We start from the raw sequence: 18289 nt of genomic DNA on the forward strand, positions 1-18289 counted from the left end.
AGGTCCGGTTAATTTGCGAAGCCCGGCCTGTTGGTGTATGCCGCGCCGCCTGAGCCCTGTCGGGCCGCCCACCATCCTTCCCTTGTTCGGATTGCCATGCCCCAGCCAGACCTTGTCATATTCGATTGCGACGGCGTGCTCGTCGATTCCGAAATCATCGCCGCGCGCATCGAAGCCGAGCTTTTGACCTCGGCCGGCTATGAGATATCGCCGGAGGAACTTGCCGAGACCTATGCCGGGCTGACCTTCAAGGACATCATGATGCGGGTCGAGGAGAAGTCCGCCATCCCGTTCCAGGTCTCGCTGATCGACCGTGCCGAAGAGCTGGTCGACCGCAAATTGCGAAGCGATGTGCGCGCCATCGACGGCGTGCGCGAAGCGGTCGCGGCGGTGACCGTGCCGCGCTGCATCTGCTCCAACTCACGCTCCGAGCGGATCGAGTTCATGCTGGACAAAGTGCATCTGCTGCCGTTCTTCGCTGGCCGCATCTTCTCGGCGATGGAAACACCGACCGGCAAAACCAAACCGGCTCCGGACGTGTTCCTGTTTGCCGCCGAAAAGCTCAACGCGAAGCCGGAAAACACCTTCGTCATCGAGGATTCCGTGCACGGCGTCGCCGGCGCCAGGGCGGCCGGCATGCGCGTCATCGGCTTCACCGGCGCCGGGCACAGCTATCCCGGCCATGCCGACGCGCTGACCGAGGCCGGCGCGGAAACCGTCATTCGCCGCTGGACGGAGCTGAAAAGCGTGATCGCCGCTTTGTCTGAGTGGTCCGCGGACGCCTGAAAGGGCAGTCCGCAGCCGCTTTTAAGCGGGTCAGTTCGTCGCGGGGGCGGCTCTCTTCCTCTTGCCCTTCGGCTTGTTCGTCGCGGCTTTCGGGGCGCCCTCGTCATAGCCGGCAAAGGCCTGGTAATCCTGCGCTGTCGGCTCCGGCACTACGACGTTCTGGTCGGTGAAGACAAACTGCGTGGCGGCAGAGGGGTCGGTGACCTGGACCTGATAGGGATGGATCTGCGAATAGAGCACCTCGGTGCCATGCATCACCGCGACGCGGATCGGCATGGTGATCGTGCCCGGCGCGAACATCGGTCCCGGAACGACCTTGCCGGCGACGGCGATTTTCATCGACAACTGGCCGTTGGCGTTGCTGCAGTCGCGGGTGACGTCGGTGATCGAGGCCTGGTAGATGACCTTGGCGGGATCGCGATCGGGATCGACGATGGTGCCGTCGGGCGCCGGCTGGGCGGCAGCCGCGGCATCCTGGGCGGCGTCGGTCTTCTTCCTGGGCTTGGCGGAGCCCTTGGCATAGGTGCTGAAGAAGGCCGTGCCGTCGCGCAACGTCACCTTCGGGCAGTAGGCCCGCAACTGGCTGGCGAGCACTTTGGGATCCTGCGGCGGGGGTGGCGCCTGGGTGTCCTTCTTGCCGAAGCCGAGGTTGAGAACGCCATTGTCGCTCGATTGGCAACCGGCGGCGGCAAGCATAAAGCCGGTGAGCGCCAGACCCGCGACAAAGCGGTTGTTGAACGAATAAAACGCCATGAAACTGCACTTCCCTCTCGCAAAGCTGGTGACGTATATCAACCGCGCGGCAAAAATGCGACTGATCCGGCTCGGAAAATTAACCACCTTGCGGTGAATGAAACGCCCGGCAAGAACGGAATGTGACGATGCAATATGTGAGTACCCGCGGGGATGCGCCCGTGCTTGGATTTTCCGACGCGGTGCTGGCCGGGCTGGCGCGCGACGGCGGGCTCTATGTGCCGCGCGAATGGCCGCAGTTTTCGGCATCCGATATCCGCGCCATGCGCGGCCTTGCCTATCCCGACCTCGCCATCCGCGTGCTGACGCCGTTCCTCGGCGGTGAAATCGCGGCGCCAGTGTTCGAGAAACTGGTGCGCGAAGCCTATGCGACCTTCCGTCACGAGGCCGTCTGCCCACTGGTGCAGACCGGCGCCAATGCCTTCGTGCTGGAACTCTTCCACGGCCCGACGCTGGCCTTCAAGGACGTGGCCATGCAGCTGCTAGCCCGGCTGATGGACCATGTCCTGGCCGAGCGCGACCAGCGTGCAACAATCGTCGGCGCAACCTCCGGCGACACCGGGGGTGCCGCCATCGACGCCTTTGCCGGGCGCAACCGCACCGACATCTTCATTCTCTTCCCGCACGGCAAGGTCTCGCCGGTGCAGCAGCGCCAGATGACGACGTCGACCGCCGCCAACGTCCATGCGCTGGCCCTTGAAGGCAATTTCGATGACTGCCAGGGCCTCGTGAAGGACATGTTCAACGACCACGGTTTTCGCGACCGGGTTTCGCTGTCGGGCGTCAATTCGATCAATTGGGCCCGCATCATGGCCCAGATCGTCTATTATTTCTCCTCCGCGCTGTCGCTCGGCGCGCCGGACAGGCCGGTGTCCTTCACCGTGCCCACCGGCAATTTCGGCGACATCTTCGCCGGCTATGCCGCCAAGAGGATGGGGCTGCCGATCGAGCGGCTGATCATCGCCACCAATGACAACGACATATTGGCGCGCACGCTTGCTAGCGGCGAGTACCGCACCAAGGGCGTCTTCGCCACCACATCGCCGTCGATGGACATCCAGGTATCGTCAAACTTCGAGCGCCTGCTGTTCGAGGCGGCAGGCCGCGATGCCGCGACAGTGCGTCGCTACATGAACGGGCTCAAGCAGTCCGGTGCCTTCACCATCGAAACAGGCGAAATCGCCAGGATCAGAGCCGAATTCGACGCCGGCCGCTCCGATGTCGGCGAGGTCGCCGCCACTATCCGCTCGACGCTCGAAGCCAGCAATTATCTGCTCGATCCGCACACAGCCGCGGCCATGCATGTCGCGGTCGGCAAGGCCGTCAGTGCCATCCCGATGGTGGTGCTGGGCACCGCGCATCCAGCCAAGTTTCCGGCCGCCGTCGAAGAGGCCTGCGGCGTGTCGCCGGCCCTGCCCGCATGGTTAGGCTCCTTGATGTCAGCCGACGAAAAATACACGGTACTTCCATCCGACCTGAAAATGGTGGAAGATTATGTTACACGCCACACGCGGGCGGCGCGTTAGGGAGTACTAGCCATATGGGTGTTGAGGTAAGCCGTCTGTCGAACGGCCTGACAGTCGCAACCGAAACCCTTCCAAGTCTCGAATCCGTTGCCCTTGGTGCCTGGGTCAAGTCAGGCGCCCGCAATGAGCGCGAAGAAGAGCACGGAATGGCCCATTTGCTCGAGCATATGGCCTTCAAGGGTACGAAAAGGCGCACCGCCTTCGAAATCGCTTCGGAAATCGAGAATGTCGGCGGCGAGATCAATGCCGCCACCAGCGTCGAGACGACCTCCTATTACGCCAGGGTGCTCTCCGACGACGTGCCGCTGGCGGTCGACATCCTTGCCGACATCCTGCAGGAGTCCGAATTCGACCCGGAGGAGCTGGAGCGCGAGCAGCATGTGATCCTGCAGGAGATCGGCGCCGCGCACGACACGCCCGACGACATCGTCTTCGACCGTTTCACCGAAACCGCCTTCCGCCATCAGACGATCGGCCGCTCCATCCTCGGCACGCCGGAGACCGTCAAGTCCTTCACCTCCAAGCAGCTGCATAATTTCATCGAGCGCCAATACGGCGCCGAGCGCATGGTGGTCGTGGCCGCCGGCGACATCAAGCACGACAATTTCGTGCGCGAAGTCGAGAAGCATCTGGGCGGCTTCCGCGCCAAGGCCGAGAGCAACATTCCGCAATATGCGCAATATGTTGGCGGCGACTTCCGCGAGGACCGCGACCTGATGGATGCGCAGATCGTGCTCGGCTTCGAGGGCCGCGCCTACCATGTGCGCGACTTCTACGCCTCGCAGGTGCTGTCGATGATCCTCGGCGGCGGCATGTCGTCCCGGCTGTTCCAGGAAGTCCGCGAAAAGCGCGGCCTGTGCTACTCGGTCTATGCTTTCCACTGGGGCTTTTCCGACACCGGCATCTTCGGCGTCCATGCCGCGACCGGGCAGAGCGACATCGCCAAGCTGGTGCCCGTCATCATCGACGAGTTGCAGAAGGCAGGCGAAAACATCCTGCAAGAAGAGCTCGACCGGGCCCGGGCGCAGTATCGCGCGGGGCTGATCATGTCGGCCGAAAGCCCGGCCAGCCGCGCCTCGCAGATCGCGAGGCAACTGCTCCTGTTCGGCCGGCCGATCGCCAAGGAAGAACTGATGGAGCGGCTTTCGGCCTTGACCATCGAGCGGCTGACCGACCTGTCGGCGCGACTGTTTTCGACCAAGCCGACGCTCACCGCCGTCGGCCCCGTGGGTACGCTTGCGCCCTATGAGGCGATCCTCGATTCGCTTTCGGGCACGCAGACGACGGCCCGCAAGCTCGCCGTCTAAGACCTCCCAAGCGCCATGTTCGCGCTCCCTTTCTTTCGCCGCGATCTGCCGGCACTGAAGGGTGACCGGATTACGCTGCGCGTGCCGCTGACCAACGACTACCGCGAATGGTCGGCGCTGCGCGGCGAAAGCCGCACCTTCCTGGAGCCGTGGGAGCCGCGCTGGACGACTGACGAGCTTGACCGCACGGCATGGCGGCTGCGCATCAGCCGCTACCGCGAGGACTATGCGCAAGGCACGGCCATCGCCTTCTTCATCTTCGAGAAGAGCAGCGGCAAGCTTGCCGGCGGCATCACGCTCGGCAACATCCGCCACGGCGTCGCGCAAAGCGGCCATATCGGCTACTGGATCGGTGAGCGCTATGGCGGCCGCGGCCTGATGACCGAAGCTGTCAAGCTGGTGTCGCAATTCGCCTTCGATACGCTGAGGTTGCACCGGATCGAGGCTGCCTGTATTCCCGACAACGCCCGGTCGATCCGCGTGCTTGAAAAAGCCGGATTCCGGCGCGAAGGACTTCTGCGATCCTATCTCAGGATCAATGGCATCTGGCAGGACCACTACCTCTACGCCCGGATCGCGGACGATCCGCCGGGCGCTGGAACGAAGGGCTGATTTTTGACGAATTTCCTGCGAATCGGCTCGTTGTTCGCGCTCCTCTTGGCGACGATCGTGACGCTTTGCACGGCGTCTTCGGCCTTCGCCGTCGAGCCGATCAAGATCGCCCGCGACGACGTGGCGCTCGACCTGTCCGGCGCCGTCGAAATCTACCGGAACCAGGGCGAAAATTTCCAGGTCTCGACCGCGCCAGGACCCGACGGCATCGTCAGGCGCATCGAGGTCGAGGCCAATGACGCGCGCTCGACCGGCGACTGGGCGGTGTTCGCGCTGGCCAACACCACCGACCAGCAGCTCGACCGGCTGATCGTGGCGCCGCATTTCCGGCTGGTGAATTCGGGCATCTTCTGGCCCGATCTCGGCTCGACCCGCATCGCCGCCATCACGCCCAGCGAAGGCTTCGCGCTTGACCGCCAGACCAGCCCCGACGCCGACGTGTTCCGGGTGACGCTGAACCCCGGCACGGTGATCACCTTCATCGCCGAGCTCGCCTCGCCGAAACTGCCGCAGGTCTATCTGTGGGATCCGGAATCCTACAAGGACTCGGTCAATTCCTACACGCTGTTTCGCGGCATCGTCATCGGCATCGCCGGCCTGCTGGCGCTGTTCCTGACCATCCTTTTCGTCGTCAAGGGAACCTCGATGTTCCCGGCGACCGCAGCGCTGGCCTGGGCGGTGCTTGCCTATATCTGCGTCGATTTCGGCTTCCTCAACAAGGTCATCGAGATATCGCCGGGTAATGAGCAGATGTGGCGGGCCGGAACGGAGGTGGCGCTTGCGGCGACCTTCGTGGTGTTCCTGTTCGCCTATCTCAACCTCAACCGATGGCACGGCCATTTCAGCTACGGCGCGCTGGTCTGGATCCTCGGGCTGGTGCTGATCGCGGGCGTCGCCATCATCGATCCGGCGGTCGCGGCTGGCATCGCCAGGCTGTCCTTCGCCGCCACCGCGGTGACCGGGCTCGGCCTGATCATCTTCCTCGGCATACGCGGCTACGACCGCGCCATCATGCTGGTGCCCAGTTGGGTGATGGTGCTGTTATGGCTATGCGGGTCGTGGATGGCGATCACCGGCATGCTCGACAACGACATCGCCCAGCCGGCACTCGGCGGCGGGCTTATCCTGATCATCCTGCTGATCGGCTTCACCGTCATGCAGCATGCCTTTGCCGGCGGCGCGCTGCATCAGGGCCTGTTCTCCGACCTCGAGCGGCAGGCGCTGGCCGTCGCCGGATCAGGCGACATCGTCTGGGACTGGGACGTGCTGCGCGACCGCGTGGTGACAAAACCCGATGTCAGCGTGCAGCTTGGCCTGGCGCCCAACAGCCTCGGCGGCGCCGCCCGCAACTGGCTGCCAGTCCTGCACGCCGACGACCGCGACACATTCCGCACCACGCTCGACGTGGTGCTGGAGCACCGGCGCGGCCGGGTCTCGCAGAATTTCCGCCTGCGCGGCGCCGACGGCCACTATCACTGGTTCTCGCTGCGCGCCCGGCCGGTGATCGGCTCGGATGGCGAAGTGATCCGCTGCGTCGGCACCATGGTCGACGTGACCGAGCAGAAGAAGTCCGAGGAAAGGCTGCTGCACGATGCCGTGCACGACAATCTGACAGGCCTGCCGAACCGCGAATTGTTCATGAACCGGCTGGAGGCGATCATCTCGATCGCCCGCACCGAGGAGAAGGTGCGCCCGACGGTCTTCGTCATCGACATCGACCGCTTCAAGCAGGTCAATGACGGTCTGGGCATTTCGGCCGGCGACACGATCCTGCTGACCATCGCGCGCCGGCTGCACCGGCTGCTGAAGCCCAAGGATTCGCTGTCGCGCTTTGCCGGCGACCAGTTCGCGCTGATGCTTCTGTCGGAACAGGACCCGGCCCGAATCGCCGCAGTGGCGGACGCCATCAAGCATGCGATCAACAACCCGATCACCTTCGCCAAGCGCGAGATCGTGCTCACCGCATCGATCGGGCTGATCACCTGGACCACGGCGCAGACCTCGGCCGAGGACATGGTCAAGGACGCCGAGCTTGCCATGCACCAGGCCAAGCGCTTCGGCGGCGACAGGATCGAGCCGTTCCGGCCCGCCTTCCGCACTGTCGGCACCGACAGGCTGCAGTTCGAATCCGACCTGCGCCGCGCCATCGAACGGCGCGAATTCACGCTCGCCTACCAGCCGATCGTGCGCCTGGAGGACGGCAGCGTCGCCGGCTTCGAGGCGCTGCTCAGGTGGGACCATCCCCGCCGCGGCATGATCCCGCCGGGGGATTTCATCCCCGTCGCCGAAAACTGCGGCCTGATCGTGCAGCTTGGCCTGTTCGCCATGCAGCAGGCGGCCGAGGACCTGGCGACCTGGCAAAAGCAGATCGGCGATGCGCCGCTGTCGGTTTCGGTCAACCTCTCCAGCCGCCAGCTCATCCGCCGCGATCTGGTCAGCGACGTCCGCTCCGTCATCGCGCGCGCCAATCTGAAGCCGCGCTGCTTCCGGCTGGAACTTACCGAATCGCTGGTGATGGACAATCCCGAGCAGACATCGCATGTGCTGAACAAGCTGAAGCAGCTCGGCATCGGCCTGTCGCTGGACGATTTCGGCACCGGATATTCGTCACTGTCCTACCTGACGCGCTTCCCCTTCGACACCATCAAGATCGACAAGAGCTTCGTTGACGATAAGACGCCGAAGCGCGCGGTGCTGCTGAAATCCATGGTCCACATGGCGCACGAACTTGGTCTGTCGGTGGTCGCCGAAGGCATCTCCGACGAGAGCGATGCGCTGGAGCTGCGCCAGATGGGCTGCGAATATGTGCAGAGCTTCATGTTCGGCGCGCCGATGCCAGGCGACCAAGTGCTGAAGACGCTGAAGGAACAGTATCCGCTTACTCAGGCGTGATGTTCAGGCGTGACCGGCGGCCAGGCTGAGATGCGCCAGATCGATGCCGATCGAGGCGAGGATGCGGTCGTATTTGCGCTCGATGTCGGCGTCGAACAGAAGCTCGGGGCTGGCCGGGCAGGTCAGCCATCCGTTCTCGGCGATCTCGCTTTCCAACTGGCCTGCACCCCAGCCCGAATAGCCGAGCGCCATGAGCGCGCGGCGAGGCCCGCGGCCCGACGAAATGGCGCGCAGTATATCGACGGTCGCGGTCAGGCAGATGTCGTCGGAGACGCTGAGCGACGATTCAACCCGGTAGTCGCCGGAATGCAGGACAAAGCCGCGGCTGCGGTCGACCGGCCCGCCATTGCGCACGACGAAGTCGCGCGCCTGCGCCGGCAGGCGTATCGCCTCCTGCTCGTTCATGATGCCGAGCTGCACCAGAAGGTCCGGAAACAGCATCTGCTGCGTCTGGTTGATGATGAGGCCCATCGCGCCCTCGTCGCTGTGGGCGCAAACGTAGATGACGGAGCGCGTGAAACGGTCGTCCTTCATGCCGGGCATGGCAATCAGGAACTGGTCGTCGAGAAAGCCGCGTCCAGCAGCCGTCTTCTTGTGGCGCAACAAGTCCATGACGTGAGGGTAACGCGTTTCCGGGGCGCCGAAAAGATGCGCCTCGCGCGATTTGAGGTCGGCCGACCGTGCCCGGAGCAGATGAACTCGCGGATCGCGCATCGTCGGGCTGAAAGTCCAACTCCAACAACCCTAGCTGTGATGTCACGCAAATATGATACCGAATGGGTCATGAGATCATTGCGCTGCCACGAACGGACGATCAAATCACGGCCATGCAAAGCTTGAAAATCCTGCTCGCCAGCACTGCTGTCGTCTTGGGAACGGGCCTTCCGGCCTTGGCCTCCTCCTCGGTCTGGTACAACAGCGAGGGCGGCAAGGTACGGCTTGTGACCAGCGGCAAGCCCGACGAAGCCGGACGTATCCAGGGCGTGCTCGACATTGCGCTCAAGCCCGGCTGGAAAACCTATTGGCGCGACCCTGGCGACGCCGGCGTGCCACCGCAGATCGACATCTCGGCCAGCACCAACATCTCCGACGCGCGGTTTTCGTTTCCGCCGCCGCAACGTCACGACGACGGTTACGGCAAGTGGGCCGGCTACGACCATCCCGTTTCGCTGCCGATTACCTTCACGCTGTCGGCGCCGGATCAGCCGGCGGTCATCGACGCCAACATTTTCCTCGGCATTTGCGAGACGATCTGCATTCCGGTGCAGACAAGGCTCAGCGTCGATCCCGGGGCCGATCCGGACAATGCCAAGGACGCTGCACAGGTGAAGGCGGCGCTTGCCACCCTGCCGGCTGCTCCACGGCCCGATTTCGGCATCAACGTGCTGCCCGGCGACCACGAGACACTGATCGTCGAGGCGAGCTTTCCAGGCGACCCGGAAGCCGCCGACTTCTTCGTCGCCGGTGAAAGAGACTACATGTTCGGTGCCCCGGTTCGCAGCGAGAAAGATGGCAAGCTGTTGTTCACAGTGCCAATCCTCGACCGGCCGTCGACGACACCGACCGATGGCGGCCTCTACTACACGCTGACAAGTGCCGAAGGCGCGGTCGAAGGCATGCTGCCTTTCCCGTGATGGCAGAGCCGCAGATGCGCAGACTGTAACATCCATTGCGCCAGGCGCCATGGCGGTTGCGGGCGACGCCCGACTTCGCTATCGCAAGGACAGGTCCCTTCCCCACACATTGAACGAGGCATCCATGACCATCTCCGTTGGCGACAAGCTGCCCGACGCGACCTTCAAGACGATGACCAACGACGGCGCCAAGCCGATCACGGCGGCCGAGATCTTCGCCGGAAAGAAGGTCGTGCTGTTTGGCGTTCCCGGCGCTTTCACGCCGACCTGCAGCAACAACCACCTGCCCGGCTATCTGGAGAACCATGACTCTATCCTCGCGCGTGGGGTCGACACCATCGCAGTCGTTTCGGTCAACGATGTGCATGTCATGGGCGCGTGGGCGCGCTTCACCGGCGGCGAGGGCAAGATCCTCTATCTCGCCGACGGCAATGGCGATTTTGCCAAGTCGGTCGGCCTCGACTACGCCAGCGACGGTATGGGGCTGCGCTCGAGGCGCTTTTCGATGATCGTCGACGACGGCAAGGTCACCGCGTTCAATGTCGAGACCAAGCCAGGTGTCGACGAGTCGGGTGCGGCGCATATCCTGGGACAGCTCTGAGCCTCCAGGGCAGTCATGAAGGTCGTCAGGTTCGCCTTGGCGTGACGGTCGCGCGCGTGTAGGTGCTTCTGGATTTTCACTTTTGGGGGGACCTCGGCGATGTTCGATATTGTCTGGCGCAGCATGGCGATCGGCATTGGCGCGACGGTGCTGATGGATATCTGGGCCTTCTTCCTTCATGTGGCCTTTGGCCAGCCGCGGCCGAACTGGGGGCCGGTCGGCCGCTGGGTCTGGCACTTGAGGAACAAGGTGTTTCACGACGACATCGCGGAGGCCTCGACCTACGCACAGGAAGTGGCGCTGGGCTGGGCTTTCCACTATGCCGTCGGCATCGCCTATGGAATCATCCTCGTCCTTCTTGCGGGAACGGCGTGGCTTGCCGCGCCGACCTTCCTGCCGGCATTCACCCTCGGTATGGTGACCGTCGGCGCCGGCTGGTTCCTGCTCTCACCCGGCATGGGTGCCGGTTGGGCAGCCTCAAAGCGCCCCAATCCGATGCAGATCCGGGCGCTCAACCTGGTGTCGCACACCGTGTTCGCGCTTGGGCTCTACGGCACGGCGCTGCTGATCCGCTGAATTCAGCTGAATTGGTCGTCAACGCGTTGCACCGCGCCATCGATCGGTCGCCAACCGTGAAGAACGCGGCGGGCTCCGATATCATAAGCGAAGTAGTTTCCGCCGCCCGCCGGCTGATCCGCTTCGCGGCTGATCTCCCGGCCGCTGAGAGAAAGCAGCAGCAGCGTTCCCACGCCGCCATGGCCCACGAAGGCAATATCGTCGGCGCCGTTGGCGCCAAGCACGGCTTCGACCTCGCTCACAACACGATGCTGGGCGTCGATGGCCCGCTCCCATCCGCGAATGCTGCTGTGTGGATTGGCGAAGAACTGGTCCGCAACGGCTTCGAACTCCGGCGGCGGCAGAAAGCCCGTTGCCGACCGGTCGTTCTCATGCATACGTTCCCTGACCTCGACCGCAAGGCGCAGATGCCCTGCGAGGATCTCGGCGGTTTCCATAGCCTTGCGTTCCCCTGACGACACGATACGCCGGATCGACCCGACCCATGGCTGGTCGAGCATTGCGGAGGCTCTCGCTCGCCCGATGTCGGATAGCCCCCACTGCGGCACCGGAATGCCGGCATCGATCTGAACCTGGGGATGCGTGATATAGTATGCGACAGGCACGATGGAGGTCTTTCTGCCAGTCAGCGGAGGCGCCCGAATTCAATAACTCTGGTTCGAACGCCGCGCCTTTGCGACCGCCGGTGGCTTTGCCTGTGCAGCTGGCTGCGGCGTCACTGTAGGCCTTGACAGGCCCTTCTTGAACGGCGCCATGCCTTCGCGCGCCAGTTCGTCGGCGCGCTCGTTCTCGGCATGGCCGGCATGGCCCTTGACCCAGTTCCAGGTCACCTGATGGCGCCTGTTGGCTTCGTCCAGCGCCTGCCAGAGCTCACCGTTCTTGACCGGCTTCTTGTCGGCGGTCTTCCAGCCGTTCCTCTTCCAGCCATGGATCCACTTGGAAATGCCGTCCATGACATATTTGCTGTCGGTGTGAAGGCCGACCGCGCACGGCTCCTTCAGCGCATTGAGCGCCGAGATGGCAGCGAGCAGTTCCATGCGGTTGTTGGTCGTCTCGGCCTCGCCGCCCGACAGTTCCTTGGTCTTGCCGTTGAAGCGCAGGATCGCTCCCCAGCCGCCGGGTCCCGGATTGCCCGAACAGGCGCCATCGGTGAAGATTTCAACCCGCTTGGTGATGTCAGTCATGTCAGCCCGTATTCGGAAGGGGATCGGATCGCCCGGTGGAAACGCATGCGGCGGATATATTCGGTCGGGTCGCGCTTCATGACCAGCCCGCCGTTGGGAATAGTCAGCCAGTCATAGAGCCTCGTCAGCATGAAGCGCAGCGCCGATCCGCGCGCCAGGATCGGCAGCGCGGCTTTCTCCTCGGGGCTCAGGGGCCGAACGCTCTGGTAACCCGCCAGCAGCGCGGTGCCCTTGGTCAGGTTGAACGAAAAATCCTTCTCGAAGCACCAGGCATTGAGACATGTGGCGACGTCGTAGGCATAGAGATCGTCGCAGGCGAAATAGAAGTCGATCAGCCCGGACAGTTTCTCGCCGAGGAAGAAGACATTGTCGGGAAAAAGGTCGGCATGGATTATGCCTTGCGGCAGGTCCTTCGGCCAGCTGCGCTCGAAATCGGCGAAATCGGCATCGACCTCCGCCGCCAGCCCCGGCTCGACTTCCTCGGCGCGGGCATGGGAGGCGTTCCACAGCTTGCGCCAGCCATCTATGGCAAGCGCGTTCGGCCGGCTCATCGAAAAATCCTGGCCGGCAAGATGCAGTTCGGCCAGCGCCTTGCCAACCTCGCCGCAATGCGCCGCCGTCGGCCGGCGCAGCGACAAGCCCTCGAGGAAGGTGATGATGACCGCCGGGCGGCCGGCCAGCGCACCGATGACGGTGCCGTCATGCGCGGTCACCGGAAGCGGGCAGGAAATGCCCTTCCTGGCGAGATGGCCCATCAAGCCCAGAAAGAACGGCAGGTCGGCCTTGTCGACGCGCTTCTCGTAAAGCGTCAGGATGTAGGAACCGCTCGTCGTGTGCAGCAAAAAATTCGAATTCTCGGTGCCTTCGGCAATGCCCTTGTAGGACAGGAGTTCGCCGACCGGATAGGCCTGCAGGAACGTGCCGAGCTCGCCCTCGCTGACATCGGTGTAGACCGCCATTGGCTGTTCACGCGGCTCCGTTGACGAAAGCCATGTCGGCCTTCGTCAGTTCGACATCGCGCAAAACCCGCATGACAGGAAAGTCCTCCGTTTCCGTTGCCGTGATCGCCAGATCGATCGTCACATCGAAGCGCTGGCGGAAGGCATCGATGATTTCGTCGACGATGATTTCCGGCGCCGACGCGCCGGCCGACAGGCCGAGCGTCGAGATGCCGGCGATGTCATTCCACGGAATTTCAGAAGCGCGCTGCACGAGAAGCGACATCGTGGCGCCGGCGCGTTCCGCGACTTCGACAAGACGCCGCGAATTGGACGAGTTGGGCGCGCCGACGATCAGATAGAGATCGGCACCCGCCGCGGTTTCCTTGACCGCCTCCTGGCGGTTGGTGGTGGCATAGCAGATCGATTCCGCTGCCGGCGCATGCAGCGCGGGAAAGCGATCCTGCAATGCCCGGATGATGCCGGCGGTGTCCTCGACCGACAGCGTCGTCTGGGTGACGAAGCCGAGTGCCTCGGGATCGGCAGGCGCAAGCTTCGCGGCGTCCGCCTCGGTCTCGATCAGCGTGACGGCGCCGTCCGGCAGCTGACCCATGGTGCCGATCACTTCAGGGTGCCCGGCATGGCCGATCAAAAGCACATGGCGGCCAAGCCGCTGGTGGCGCATCGCCTGCTTGTGGACCTTGGAGACCAGCGGACAGGTGGCGTCGAGATAGAACAGGTTGCGGGCCTGCGCATCGGCCGGCACCGATTTCGGCACGCCATGCGCCGAAAACACGACCGGGCTCTGGCGATGCTCGGCCGGGATCTCCGACAGTTCCTCGATGAAGACGGCACCCAGGCTCTGCAGGCCTTCGACGACGTAGCGGTTGTGGACGATCTCGTGGCGGACATAGACCGGCGCGCCGTATTTCTTCAGCGCCAGCACGACGATCTGGATGGCGCGGTCGACGCCGGCGCAAAAGCCGCGCGGCTGGCAGAGCCTGATCGTCAATGGGGGCTTGGTCGTGGTGTGAAGCATGAATCCGGGCCGGTTGTTCAGAGCCGAAATGAGGTGCGCACCCCTGCCCTGTCAAGGGCGGCGGCAACGATCATTCCGCTTTCGCCGGACGGCGAAGCCTGAAGATGAGGACGCCGGCAAGGGCAGCGGCAAGGCCGTACCAGGTGAAAGCGTATTGCAGATGGCTGTTGGGCAGGTCGATGATGGTGACGCCGCCGACCGGCAGGCCGCCGGGGTTTGGTGTCTTGTCGGCATCGATGAAGAACGGCACCAGCCGGGCTGCGGCCGGCAGGCCGGCGCTCGCCGACATCGCATCGCGATCCTTCCAGTAAAAGATGTTCTTCTGGATATCGTTGTCTGGAAGCATCATCGACGGCTTCGCCAGCAGCGGGTTGCGGGCGAGCCCGGTCACCGTCACCTTGCCTGCCACCTGCCCTAGAGGGCGCTTGGCGGCGTCCTTGAGGTCATAGGGAACAAAGCCGCGGTTGATCAGCACGAAACGGCCGTCATCCAGTTGCAAAGGCGTGATGACGTCGAAACCGGCAGCACCGTCCCAGGTCGAATAGAAGTGCCGCTCGCCCTGGTGCAGGAAAGTGCCCGACACCGTCACCGGCGTGTAGTCGACATCACCAGAGGAAGCGAACTGGGTTTCGACCTCGGCCAGCGGCCGCGGCGCCGAATGCGTGCGCTGGTCGATGGTCTGGAGAAGACCTTCCTTCCAGTGCAGGCGCTGGATCTGCCAGGTGCCGAGCGCCAGAAGGATGACGAACACGACCAGGCCGAGGCCGAGCAGCAATGCCGTCTTCGGCCGCGAACGGCCGGAACTCTTGGCCGATGCTTGGCTCATTCGCCGCGGTCCAGCCGGCCCTCGGCCGCCTTGTTGGCGTATTGCAGCGTCAACAGCACGCCTTTGATCAGCCTGAGCGCCGTCAGGCACAGCACCAGCGCCAGCGGTATCCAGACCAGCAGATGCAGCCACAGCGGCGGGCTCAGCGTCACTTCCACCCAGAGCGCCAGCCCGACGACAATGAAGCCGATGATCAGGATGACGAACACCGCCGGTCCATCGCCGGCATCGGCGTAGGAATAATCCAGGCCGCAATTCATGCAGCGCTTGCCGACGGTCAGGAACCCGGAAAACAGCCGGCCCTCGCCGCAGCGCGGACAGCGGCCGTGCAGGCCGGCCGAGATCGGCTCGATGGGTGGCCAGATCGCCTTGTCGTCGCTCATGCTCTACGGCTCGATCTCGATTGGCGTTCCATCGGCCACCATGGTCCAGATTTCATCCATATTGGAGTCCGTAACGGCAATGCAGCCGTCGGTCCAGTCGACCAATTGAAGCAGCCAGCCCCACCAGCCATAGCCGTTGGGCTGGCCATGGATCATGATCATGCCGCCGGGTTCGACGCCGGCCGCCTTGGCAGCCGCCATCTCCTCGGCATTCGGATAGGAGATGTGGATCGACTTGTGCGCGATGCTGTCGGGGCGCCAATCCAGCACATAGCGCCCCTCGGGTGTGCGCTGGTCACCTTCACTGTGCTTGTGCCCGACGGGGTCGCCACCCAGCGCGATGCCGTAGGTGCGCAATATTTTGCCGTCGCCGACGAGTTCCAGCCGCCGCTCCGACTTGTCGACGCGCACCAGGTCGACGCGTTCAATTGCGAAGGCTGGGGCTGCCGCGACAAAGCCGGCACAAATGACAAAAAGGTGTCTCGAACGCATACCATCGATCGGCGATGATTATGCCGAAATGAAGAAGGCGGCCACGTCGCCGCGGCCGCCCTGTCGATTTCCGAGCGAAAGCTGTCAGTGGCCTTCGATCAGCGCGCCGTTCGAGGCCCAGACATAGATCGCGCTGAACAGGAACAGCCAGACCACGTCGACGAAGTGCCAGTACCAGGCCGCCGCCTCGAAGCCGAAATGCTGCTTGGGGGTGAAATCGCCCTTCATGGCCCGCAGCAGGCAGACAGCCAGGAAGATGGTGCCGATGATGACGTGAAAACCATGGAAGCCGGTCGCCATGAAGAAGGTGGCGCCATAGATGGAATCCTTGAAGGCGAACGGCGCGTGCATGTATTCGTAGGCCTGCACCATGGTGAACAGGATGCCGAGGCCGACGGTCAGCACCAGGCCGTTGATCAGGCCCTTGCGGTCGCCATGAAGCAGCGAATGGTGCGCCCAGGTGACCGTCGTGCCCGACAGCAGCAGAATGATGGTGTTGTAGAGCGGCAGGTGGAAGGGATCGAGGACCTCGAGGCCCTTCGGCGGCCAGACGCCGCCGGTGAAGGTGGTGCGGGCGTAATTCTGGACCTCGCCGGGAAACAGGCTGGCGTCGAAGAAAGCCCAGAACCAGGCGACGAAGAACATCACTTCCGAAGCGATGAACATGATCATGCCGTAGCGCAGATGCAGCGACACAACGCGGGTGTGATGGCCCTCATGCGCTTCCTTGATGGTGTCCGACCACCAGGCGAACATCGTGTAGATAACGATCAAGAGGCCGATGAAAAACAGCCACGGATTGGCGATGTTGTAGCCGAAGATCGGGAAATCGCCGGCCTTGAGATACTGCATATAAGCGACGCCGCCGATAGCGGTCACCAGCGCGCCGATGGAGCCCAGGAAGGGCCACGGGCTCGGGTCGACGAGATGGTAGTCATGCTGTGGTTTTGCGTGCGCGTCGGCCATATCAACCCCCGAGATTTGCTTCGGTATCTGAAACTTTGTTGCTGCTTGCGGCCGGCGCTGAGGACGCGACCGGCTTGTTCTTTTCGACCGGGAACATGGTGTAGGACAGAGTGATGGTCTTCAAGTCCTTCAGTTCCGGCACGTTGACGATGTCGGGATCCACGTAGAACACGACCGGCATGTCCAGCGTTTCGCCGGGCTTCAGCGTCGTGTCGGTGAAGCAGAAGCACTCCACCTTGTTGAAGTAGGGGCCCGCCAGTTCCGGCTGCACGTTGAAGGTCGCGCGGCCGGTGACGGGGCGGTCGAACTTGTTGGTCGCGGTGTAGTGCGCCTGGACCGTCTCGCCGATCTTGATGGTGATCGAACGGGTGACCGGCTGGAACTGCCACGGAACGCCGGCGATGTTGGCGTCGAAGCGGATGGCGACATCGCGGTCGAGTACGCGGTTCGCGTATTGCTGGGTGGCGCGTTTGGTCGTACCGCCATAACCGGTCGCCTGGCAGAACATCGCGTAGAGCGGCACGGCGGCGTAGGCCATGCCGATCATGCCGGCGAAAAAGGCAATGCAGACTCCCGCCACAACGCGGTTGGTGTTTTTCTTTGCGGGGACTGTCTGGCGGGTCATCTTCGGCCTCACATCGACGCGCCGCCGGTATGACCGAATTTCACGATGGTGGCGACGTAGAAGATGACGACAAGAACCGCCAGCGCCAGCCCAATGGCAGCGGAGCGGTTGCGCTGGGCTTTCCTCTGGCGTTCCGTCAACGTGATGAGTTCGAGCTTCTTGTCGACCATGATCATGCTCCGCCGATGGCAAGCGCGCGACTGACGACGCTGTCGGCAAGGTAAATGGCGAAGATGGCGAAGAGGTAGAGCAGCGAGTAGCCGAACAATGCCTTGGCCGGCTTCATCTCGCGGTCGCCGTCGCTCATGCGCAGCACCTTCCACGCATACCAGACGAAGCCTGCGCCGAGCAGCAGCGCGGCGATACCGTAGGCCGGCGTGGTGAAGCCGAGAACCCATGGCAGCACGCCAATGGGCGCAAGAATCAGAGCGTAGGCGAAGATCTGGCGCCGGGTCGAAGCCTGGCCGGCGACGTTCGGCATCATCGGGATGCCGGCCCTGGCATAGTCCTCGGACTTGAACAGCGCCAGCGCCCAGAAATGCGGCGGCGTCCACAGGAAGATGATCAGGAACAGGACAAGGCTTTCGAGGCTGATCGTTCCGGTCACCGCGGCCCAGCCGATGACGGGCGGAATGGCGCCGGCGGCACCGCCAATGACGATGTTCTGCGGCGTCCAGCGCTTCAGCCACATCGTGTAGATGACGGCGTAGAAGAAGATGGTGAAGGCCAGCAGGCTCGCCGACAGCCAGTTGACCAGGACGCCGAGCGTCATCACCGACAGCACGGAAAGCACCAGGCCGAAGGTCAGCGCCTCGCCGGGCTGGATGCGGCCGGTAGGGACGGGGCGGCTTGCGGTCCTGGTCATGATTGCATCGATGTCGGCGTCGTACCACATATTGAGCGCGCCGGAGGCGCCGGCACCGATGGCGATGGACAGGATCGCGATCACCGCCAGCAGCGGGTTGATTGTCACGGGCGCCGCGACCAGCCCGACAAAGGCAGTGAACACCACCAGCGACATGACGCGCGGCTTCAGCAGGGCGAAGAAATCGCCCGCGGTGGCTTCCGACATGCGAAAGCCCGCTTCGTCAATCAATGGTTTGTCGACAAGGGCCATGCGTACTTAAGTCCATCATTCCGTTGGCCAAA

Annotated in this window: 21 protein-coding genes; 8 read left to right on the forward strand and 13 right to left on the reverse strand. The window is 63.5% G+C overall.

Annotated features, from left to right (window positions below; genetic code table 11):
* Positions 1-96 precede the first annotated feature (96 nt).
* Positions 97-786 carry an HAD family hydrolase gene (locus AC04SI_RS11315; protein WP_404277230.1) on the forward strand — a complete coding sequence of 230 codons (690 nt, stop codon included), beginning with the start codon at positions 97-99 and terminating at the stop codon, positions 784-786.
* A 30-nt stretch (positions 787-816) separates the two neighbouring features.
* Here AC04SI_RS11315 and AC04SI_RS11320 read toward each other — a convergent pair whose 3' ends face one another.
* Entirely contained in the window at positions 817-1539 is a 723-nt protein-coding gene (locus tag AC04SI_RS11320; RefSeq protein WP_404277229.1) for a hypothetical protein, read from the reverse strand.
* 128 nt (positions 1540-1667) lie between these two features.
* Here AC04SI_RS11320 and thrC point away from each other — a divergent pair, with 128 nt between their 5' ends.
* Genes thrC through AC04SI_RS11340 form a run of 4 tightly spaced genes read left to right on the forward strand, consistent with a single transcriptional unit; the run spans position 1668 to position 7876 of the window.
* Positions 1668-3065 carry a threonine synthase gene (thrC, locus tag AC04SI_RS11325; RefSeq protein WP_404277228.1) on the forward strand — a complete coding sequence of 466 codons (1398 nt, stop codon included), beginning with the start codon at positions 1668-1670 and terminating at the stop codon, positions 3063-3065.
* A gap of 14 nt (positions 3066-3079) precedes the next feature.
* Positions 3080-4372, forward strand: a complete 1293-nt coding sequence (locus AC04SI_RS11330) for a M16 family metallopeptidase (protein WP_120014271.1) — start codon at positions 3080-3082, stop codon at positions 4370-4372.
* 15 nt (positions 4373-4387) lie between these two features.
* A complete protein-coding gene (locus AC04SI_RS11335; RefSeq protein WP_404277227.1) occupies positions 4388-4984 on the forward strand; it encodes a GNAT family N-acetyltransferase in 597 nt (198 codons plus the stop codon).
* A 3-nt stretch (positions 4985-4987) separates the two neighbouring features.
* Positions 4988-7876 (forward strand): EAL domain-containing protein, encoded by a 2889-nt coding sequence (locus tag AC04SI_RS11340; RefSeq protein ID WP_404277226.1) that lies wholly within the window; start codon positions 4988-4990, stop codon positions 7874-7876.
* Between the two features lie 3 nt (positions 7877-7879).
* Here the strand turns inward: AC04SI_RS11340 and AC04SI_RS11345 are convergent, their stop codons facing one another.
* Positions 7880-8488, reverse strand: coding sequence for a YqgE/AlgH family protein (locus AC04SI_RS11345; RefSeq protein WP_040584182.1), 609 nt, complete (start codon positions 8486-8488; stop codon positions 7880-7882).
* Positions 8489-8703: 215 nt separating this feature from the next.
* On the opposite strand from AC04SI_RS11345, the gene AC04SI_RS11350 reads away from it, so the two are divergent.
* The 3 genes from AC04SI_RS11350 to AC04SI_RS11360 all read left to right on the forward strand — a co-directional run bounded on the left by AC04SI_RS11350 (position 8704) and on the right by AC04SI_RS11360 (position 10687).
* Positions 8704-9510 (forward strand): protein-disulfide reductase DsbD domain-containing protein, encoded by an 807-nt coding sequence (locus tag AC04SI_RS11350; RefSeq protein ID WP_404277225.1) that lies wholly within the window; start codon positions 8704-8706, stop codon positions 9508-9510.
* A 124-nt stretch (positions 9511-9634) separates the two neighbouring features.
* The gene (locus tag AC04SI_RS11355; RefSeq protein WP_488474225.1) at positions 9635-10111 is read left to right on the forward strand and encodes a redoxin family protein; all 477 of its coding nucleotides are present in this window, start codon (positions 9635-9637) and stop codon (positions 10109-10111) included.
* 99 nt (positions 10112-10210) lie between these two features.
* Positions 10211-10687, forward strand: a complete 477-nt coding sequence (locus AC04SI_RS11360; RefSeq protein WP_404277223.1) for a DUF2938 domain-containing protein — start codon at positions 10211-10213, stop codon at positions 10685-10687.
* 2 nt (positions 10688-10689) lie between these two features.
* Here the strand turns inward: AC04SI_RS11360 and AC04SI_RS11365 are convergent, their stop codons facing one another.
* The 11 genes from AC04SI_RS11365 to AC04SI_RS11415 all read right to left on the reverse strand — a co-directional run bounded on the left by AC04SI_RS11365 (position 10690) and on the right by AC04SI_RS11415 (position 18257).
* Positions 10690-11292 (reverse strand): histidine phosphatase family protein, encoded by a 603-nt coding sequence (locus AC04SI_RS11365; RefSeq protein WP_404277222.1) that lies wholly within the window; start codon positions 11290-11292, stop codon positions 10690-10692.
* Positions 11293-11331: 39 nt separating this feature from the next.
* Positions 11332-11862 carry a ribonuclease HI gene (gene rnhA / locus AC04SI_RS11370; protein ID WP_488474247.1) on the reverse strand — a complete coding sequence of 177 codons (531 nt, stop codon included), beginning with the start codon at positions 11860-11862 and terminating at the stop codon, positions 11332-11334.
* 5 nt (positions 11863-11867) lie between these two features.
* Positions 11868-12830, reverse strand: coding sequence for a homoserine kinase (locus tag AC04SI_RS11375; RefSeq protein ID WP_404277221.1), 963 nt, complete (start codon positions 12828-12830; stop codon positions 11868-11870).
* Between the two features lie 7 nt (positions 12831-12837).
* The gene (ispH, locus tag AC04SI_RS11380) at positions 12838-13848 is read right to left on the reverse strand and encodes a 4-hydroxy-3-methylbut-2-enyl diphosphate reductase (protein ID WP_006206336.1); all 1011 of its coding nucleotides are present in this window, start codon (positions 13846-13848) and stop codon (positions 12838-12840) included.
* A 70-nt stretch (positions 13849-13918) separates the two neighbouring features.
* The gene (locus tag AC04SI_RS11385; RefSeq protein WP_404277220.1) at positions 13919-14674 is read right to left on the reverse strand and encodes an SURF1 family protein; all 756 of its coding nucleotides are present in this window, start codon (positions 14672-14674) and stop codon (positions 13919-13921) included.
* Positions 14671-15057 carry a DUF983 domain-containing protein gene (locus tag AC04SI_RS11390; protein WP_404277219.1) on the reverse strand — a complete coding sequence of 129 codons (387 nt, stop codon included), beginning with the start codon at positions 15055-15057 and terminating at the stop codon, positions 14671-14673. The genes AC04SI_RS11385 and AC04SI_RS11390 overlap by 4 nt, the downstream gene beginning before the upstream one ends.
* 3 nt (positions 15058-15060) lie before the next feature.
* Entirely contained in the window at positions 15061-15549 is a 489-nt protein-coding gene (locus AC04SI_RS11395) for a L,D-transpeptidase family protein (protein WP_488474226.1), read from the reverse strand.
* 84 nt (positions 15550-15633) lie between these two features.
* Positions 15634-16515, reverse strand: a complete 882-nt coding sequence (locus AC04SI_RS11400) for a cytochrome c oxidase subunit 3 (protein ID WP_404277217.1) — start codon at positions 16513-16515, stop codon at positions 15634-15636.
* A gap of 1 nt (position 16516) precedes the next feature.
* Positions 16517-17140 (reverse strand): cytochrome c oxidase assembly protein, encoded by a 624-nt coding sequence (locus AC04SI_RS11405; RefSeq protein WP_404277216.1) that lies wholly within the window; start codon positions 17138-17140, stop codon positions 16517-16519.
* Between the two features lie 8 nt (positions 17141-17148).
* Positions 17149-17310: a hypothetical protein gene (locus AC04SI_RS11410; protein ID WP_404277478.1), complete on the reverse strand. Its 162-nt coding sequence runs from the start codon at positions 17308-17310 to the stop codon at positions 17149-17151.
* Between the two features lie 2 nt (positions 17311-17312).
* A complete protein-coding gene (locus AC04SI_RS11415; RefSeq protein WP_404277215.1) occupies positions 17313-18257 on the reverse strand; it encodes a heme o synthase in 945 nt (314 codons plus the stop codon).
* Positions 18258-18289: the final 32 nt, after the last annotated feature.

The organism is Mesorhizobium sp. CNPSo 4689 (assembly GCF_057784325.1).

Excerpts from the sequence above, each read along its gene's own strand:
- AC04SI_RS11360 (WP_404277223.1), top strand. The coding sequence starts at position 10,211 with ATGTTCGATATTGTCTGGCGCAGCATGGCGATCGGCATTGGCGCGACG.
- AC04SI_RS11355 (WP_488474225.1), top strand. The coding sequence starts at position 9,635 with ATGACCATCTCCGTTGGCGACAAGCTGCCCGACGCGACCTTCAAGACG.
- ispH (WP_006206336.1), bottom strand. The coding sequence starts at position 13,848 with ATGCTTCACACCACGACCAAGCCCCCATTGACGATCAGGCTCTGCCAG.
- AC04SI_RS11385 (WP_404277220.1), bottom strand. The coding sequence starts at position 14,674 with ATGAGCCAAGCATCGGCCAAGAGTTCCGGCCGTTCGCGGCCGAAGACG.
- AC04SI_RS11320 (WP_404277229.1), bottom strand. The coding sequence starts at position 1,539 with ATGGCGTTTTATTCGTTCAACAACCGCTTTGTCGCGGGTCTGGCGCTC.
- AC04SI_RS11345 (WP_040584182.1), bottom strand. The coding sequence starts at position 8,488 with ATGGACTTGTTGCGCCACAAGAAGACGGCTGCTGGACGCGGCTTTCTC.
- AC04SI_RS11410 (WP_404277478.1), bottom strand. The coding sequence starts at position 17,310 with ATGGTCGACAAGAAGCTCGAACTCATCACGTTGACGGAACGCCAGAGG.
- AC04SI_RS11405 (WP_404277216.1), bottom strand. The coding sequence starts at position 17,140 with ATGACCCGCCAGACAGTCCCCGCAAAGAAAAACACCAACCGCGTTGTG.
- AC04SI_RS11350 (WP_404277225.1), top strand. The coding sequence starts at position 8,704 with ATGCAAAGCTTGAAAATCCTGCTCGCCAGCACTGCTGTCGTCTTGGGA.
- AC04SI_RS11330 (WP_120014271.1), top strand. The coding sequence starts at position 3,080 with ATGGGTGTTGAGGTAAGCCGTCTGTCGAACGGCCTGACAGTCGCAACC.
- AC04SI_RS11375 (WP_404277221.1), bottom strand. The coding sequence starts at position 12,830 with ATGGCGGTCTACACCGATGTCAGCGAGGGCGAGCTCGGCACGTTCCTG.
- AC04SI_RS11415 (WP_404277215.1), bottom strand. The coding sequence starts at position 18,257 with ATGGCCCTTGTCGACAAACCATTGATTGACGAAGCGGGCTTTCGCATG.
- AC04SI_RS11315 (WP_404277230.1), top strand. The coding sequence starts at position 97 with ATGCCCCAGCCAGACCTTGTCATATTCGATTGCGACGGCGTGCTCGTC.
- AC04SI_RS11395 (WP_488474226.1), bottom strand. The coding sequence starts at position 15,549 with ATGCGTTCGAGACACCTTTTTGTCATTTGTGCCGGCTTTGTCGCGGCA.
- thrC (WP_404277228.1), top strand. The coding sequence starts at position 1,668 with ATGCAATATGTGAGTACCCGCGGGGATGCGCCCGTGCTTGGATTTTCC.
- AC04SI_RS11400 (WP_404277217.1), bottom strand. The coding sequence starts at position 16,515 with ATGGCCGACGCGCACGCAAAACCACAGCATGACTACCATCTCGTCGAC.
- AC04SI_RS11335 (WP_404277227.1), top strand. The coding sequence starts at position 4,388 with ATGTTCGCGCTCCCTTTCTTTCGCCGCGATCTGCCGGCACTGAAGGGT.
- AC04SI_RS11390 (WP_404277219.1), bottom strand. The coding sequence starts at position 15,057 with ATGAGCGACGACAAGGCGATCTGGCCACCCATCGAGCCGATCTCGGCC.